2 protein-coding genes and 2 pseudogenes are annotated in these 3,954 nt (G+C 54.7%); 3 read left to right on the forward strand and 1 reads right to left on the reverse strand.

The features are described from left to right. Positions 1 to 552: 552 nt before the first annotated feature. Positions 553 to 1,887 carry a hypothetical protein gene (locus ATY29_RS34810; protein ID WP_244597496.1) on the forward strand — a complete coding sequence of 445 codons (1,335 nt, stop codon included), beginning with the start codon at positions 553 to 555 and terminating at the stop codon, positions 1,885 to 1,887. Positions 1,888 to 1,918: 31 nt separating this feature from the next. Here ATY29_RS34810 and ATY29_RS34815 read toward each other — a convergent pair. Continuing rightward, positions 1,919 to 3,096 (reverse strand): annotated as a pseudogene (locus ATY29_RS34815) (IS256 family transposase). A gap of 54 nt (positions 3,097 to 3,150) precedes the next feature. Between ATY29_RS34815 and speD the strand changes: the two are divergent. Both speD and ATY29_RS38605 read left to right on the forward strand, forming a co-directional pair. Next, a complete protein-coding gene (gene speD, locus ATY29_RS34825; protein WP_018247191.1) occupies positions 3,151 to 3,636 on the forward strand; it encodes an adenosylmethionine decarboxylase in 486 nt (161 codons plus the stop codon). A gap of 173 nt (positions 3,637 to 3,809) precedes the next feature. After that, positions 3,810 to 3,908: pseudogene (locus tag ATY29_RS38605) on the forward strand (IS630 family transposase); the annotation flags it as partial. Between the last annotated feature and the right edge of the window lie 46 nt (positions 3,909 to 3,954).

The following is a 3,954-nucleotide window of genomic DNA, read 5'->3' on the forward strand; positions in this document are numbered from 1 at the left end:
CATTTGATTTAGCACCAATAGGGAATCACAACTGCCTGTTATCGCTCAACTTCTTTTAAATCGGGCTCTTAGGCAATTTCGGCGGAGGACGGATTATCAAATATACCGGGCATTACCACTTGGTGTATTCTGCGTGCTTCGCGGTTATACTAGCCATATTTGTTGTATCAATACTTATGCCATCGGATACGACCGAGTCTAATACCGGAGAAAAGATCGCTTAACCGCCCGAATCATTTCAAAAAATATTACAGATAGTGGAGGAAGCCCGTGGGCTTACGTGTAATCGCGTGTTCTGCTCCCCAGTTTTCTCACGGCGAGGCGGGCGAAATGGCATTATCAAGCGCCGATCCGGCAAGCCTCTACAATGCCTGCAGATATGCTGCGTCACTGGCATCCAAGGCGGAAGGTGCATGGGGCGAAAGCAATTGGCGCGGCACCAGGAGTGACAGGCGACAATCAACGCTTCTGCTATCTGACATGGACGATGTGCAGCGAAGGCTAACGCCGCTATTAGTCCGGGTCCGGCCCAATTTAGTTCTCATAGGAGCGATGTCGATATGCTTCCGTGGTGCGATTGAGACAGCGAAATACATCAGAGAGTTTCTAGGCGATGACGTTTGTATCGTTCTTGGCGGTCGCCACGCCACCGAAACAATATATCGGGATGACGAAAATCGTGTAAGACATCATCTAGCGTCCCCTCTGCGGCTAATTGCTGACGGAAAAGTTTCCAGCTGTTTCGACATCGTGCTCTCCGGAGATGGTGAACACTTTATCGCGGAAATTGGGTGCGTCGTAGCTTCCTTGGAAGCAAGAGGTTTTTCGCCAAGGCAGGCGAAATTCTCATTGGGCCACCTGACGACCACCCCGGGGCACTGGATCGCCGGCACAATCATGGACGATCAGGTCCACACTGTGTGCTCTTCGGGCATGCCGCTCGATTATAATGGGATGCCATCCCCAGCCGAAATGTTCGGAATTACAACGAGCTTTGACGTGTTTGGTGGCGCGCCTACCGCGCACGTCTTCAGCGACATCGGGCGTGGCTGTATCTATGATTGTATCTTCTGCAGTGAGAGGATCAGCGTTGTCGGGCCTCCTCGACAGTTCAAGATAAGCCCCCACCGGTTATGCGGCCAACTCGCAGCAGCCCGCCGCGTAGTCAAGGCAGATTACGGCGAAAACTTTCCTGTCTCGGCGTTCATTGAAGACTCAACTCTTCTTGGATGGAATTCGGCCCTCGTAGCCCAGTTTGAAAAGGTATTCGACCCACTCGAAAATCCTGTGCGGCTTGGCGGACAAGCGACCATTGACCAAATTGTCAATAACCCAGCCCTTGCACGAAGACTAGGCCGCATGGGCCTGGAATATCTTTTCATCGGGGTCGAGACACCGCGCCCAGAACTTGTTGGAGGTCTTCACAAGAACATCGCCACCAAGAAGGGTTCGTGGATGGAACGCGGGGACAAAGCAGTTGAGATCTTGTCCGAAGCCGGAATCAAGGTTGGGGTATCCCTCCTATTTGGCATGGGCGAGGGAGCTGCTGAAAGGCAGCAATTGTTTTCGGCCTTAGAAAGCTGGCGGAAAACGGGCTCTCTGATCACAATCAGCATGAACTGGGCCGTCCAACACCCTTTGAGAAACACGGTTCAGGGGAATGAATATACCTATTTGGATTGGGCGGTGTCGCCCGGTCCCATGCTGTCGTTGTTAAGGAATTTTGGCGAGTCCTCTGAGATCTATCCAATTGCCGGCGGTACAAGCCCAGACGAAGCCTCCGTAAAGGATATTCTCCAAGCCACCACGGAGATCATGGCTATGCCGCCTGCACACCCAATGCAAAAGCAAGAAGCGGATCATGTCCCAGGACGTGGTGGAGCTTAGACGACCACGGCTCATCCCAGCCGGATGAGTGTCAGCTTGCTGCTGGCAGGCTGATGAGGGGATCATCGCTCATTGTGGCGATTGTCTCAAGTGTCATGTAGCGGGATCGCTGGACGGCCCATTCATCGTTCTGTTCGAGCAGCAGCGCACCGACCAGGCGCACGATGGCGTCGTCGTTGGGGAAGATGCCGACGACCTCTGTCCGCCGCTTGATCTCGCCGTTCAATCGCTCAATCGGGTTGGTCGAGTGAAGTTTGGCCCAATGCTGCTTGGGACATGTAGGCGAGCACGTCTTGCTCGGCGCTGTCCATAAGACTGGCGAGCTTCGGTACCTTTGGCCTGATCTGGTCGGCGACGTTGCGCCACTGAGTGCTTGCCGCCTCCGGCGTGTCCTGAGCGAAGGCCGTGGCAATGAAGGCGGAGAAAACTCGGCGTCCGCTCTTTCCAGCATGGGCCAAGGTATTGCGCATGAAGTGGACCCTGCAGCGCTGCCAGGTGGCGGAGAGCACCTTCGATACTGCGGCCTTGATGCCCTCATGCGCATCGGAGACAACGAGCTTCACGCCACGCAGACCCCGCCTGGTCAGCTTTCGAAGAAACTCCGTCCAGGTCGCCTCGGCCTCGGACGTGCCGAGCACCTCGCGTCGACCGTCGGTGTTGACGCCGACGGCGATGATTACGGCGACGGAGACAATACGACCACCGCGCCGAACCTTGAGGGAGGTCGCATCGATCCACAGGTAGGGCCATTCTCCTTCGATGGGCCTGTCGAGGAAGACCTTCACCTTCTCATCGATTTCTTCGCACAGCCGGGATACCTGGCTTTTGGAGATGCCGCTCATGCCCATGGCCTTGACGAGGTCATCGACAGATCGGGTCGAAACGCCTTGGATATAGGCTTCTTCGATGACCGCAGTCAGGGCCTTCTCGGCCATCCGGCGTGGTTCGAGAAAGCTCGGGAAATAGCTGCCTGCGAAGCTTGGGAATGCGCAGCTCGACGGTGCCCGCCCGTGTCTCCCAATCCCGGTCGCGATAGCCGTTACGCTGGGCAAGTCGGAAGCCATTCTTCTCGCCATAGCCCGCGCCGGTCTTCGTGCCGACCTCCAGCGCCATCAGCTTCTCGGCAGTAAAGCCGATCATCTCGCGCAGCAAATCGGCATCGGCGCTCTTCTCAACGAGTGAGCGCAGGTTCATCATGTCGTCGGTCATCGGTGGTGTCCCTCAGGTTGGCTCTAAGCAACCCGACCCTACCGGAAATCACCGATGGCTATGAAATCCAGTTACACCACTCCATTGGACACGATCAAGAAGCGGAGCATATATATGCTGAACGGAGCGCCTAAAGGCGGAATAAATTACCCTAGCTCAGACCGAGTATGCGCCGGAACCCATCTCTTTATCGATATGTGGGATGCAGAAAATACGGGAAATGCTGAAGCGATTGAGGCGGCGGTAGCGCAAGCCGTTCATGACTGCCGCGCAACGATGTTGGAATCGAGTTATAGAAAATATAGCGAAGATGGGGGCGTCACGGGCTTCGCAATTCTCGCTGAATCGCACATTTGCGTAAATACCTGGCACGAAGAACGCATGGTCGCGATAGACGTATTTTTTTGTGGTTCGCTAGACCCGTACGCGAGTATCACCGCGTTGCGCGACGTATTTCGTCCATCCCGGATCGATATTAGCGAGCACAAGCGTCTTCTTGGAACAAGAATAACGCATCCAAATATTGTGGAAGCGCTTTAACCGAAAGTATTCTCCGAAATCGAGGCGGAACATGTCTAGACAAATCGTTTTCGTGCGCGAAAAAAGCCCTTCTGAATTCCGCACTATGATCGTGCCGAATGAAGTGCCGTACTACACAGAAAAGGGCTTTGAGGTATTCGTCGAGCTTGGCATCGGCGAAAAAATTGGCTTTGCGGAACCAGCCGGATGTCCTAAAGCGCCGGCGTGTCTGGTTCGACGGCCAACTGAATCTCGATCCAGAACAGCTGATCTTCATCGACGAAAGTGTGCTGCAGAGGCACGGAAGGAGTTCAGTATGAGCTAACCCCGTAACGTGAA

This window comes from Rhizobium hidalgonense (assembly GCF_002914525.1).
In the GTDB taxonomy this organism is placed as follows: Bacteria; Pseudomonadota; Alphaproteobacteria; order Rhizobiales; family Rhizobiaceae; genus Rhizobium; species Rhizobium hidalgonense.

Coding starts and splice junctions, on each gene's coding strand:
- ATY29_RS34810 (WP_244597496.1), top strand. CDS start 553: ATGTCGATATGCTTCCGTGGTGCGATTGAGACAGCGAAATACATCAGA.
- speD (WP_018247191.1), top strand. CDS start 3,151: ATGGCTATGAAATCCAGTTACACCACTCCATTGGACACGATCAAGAAG.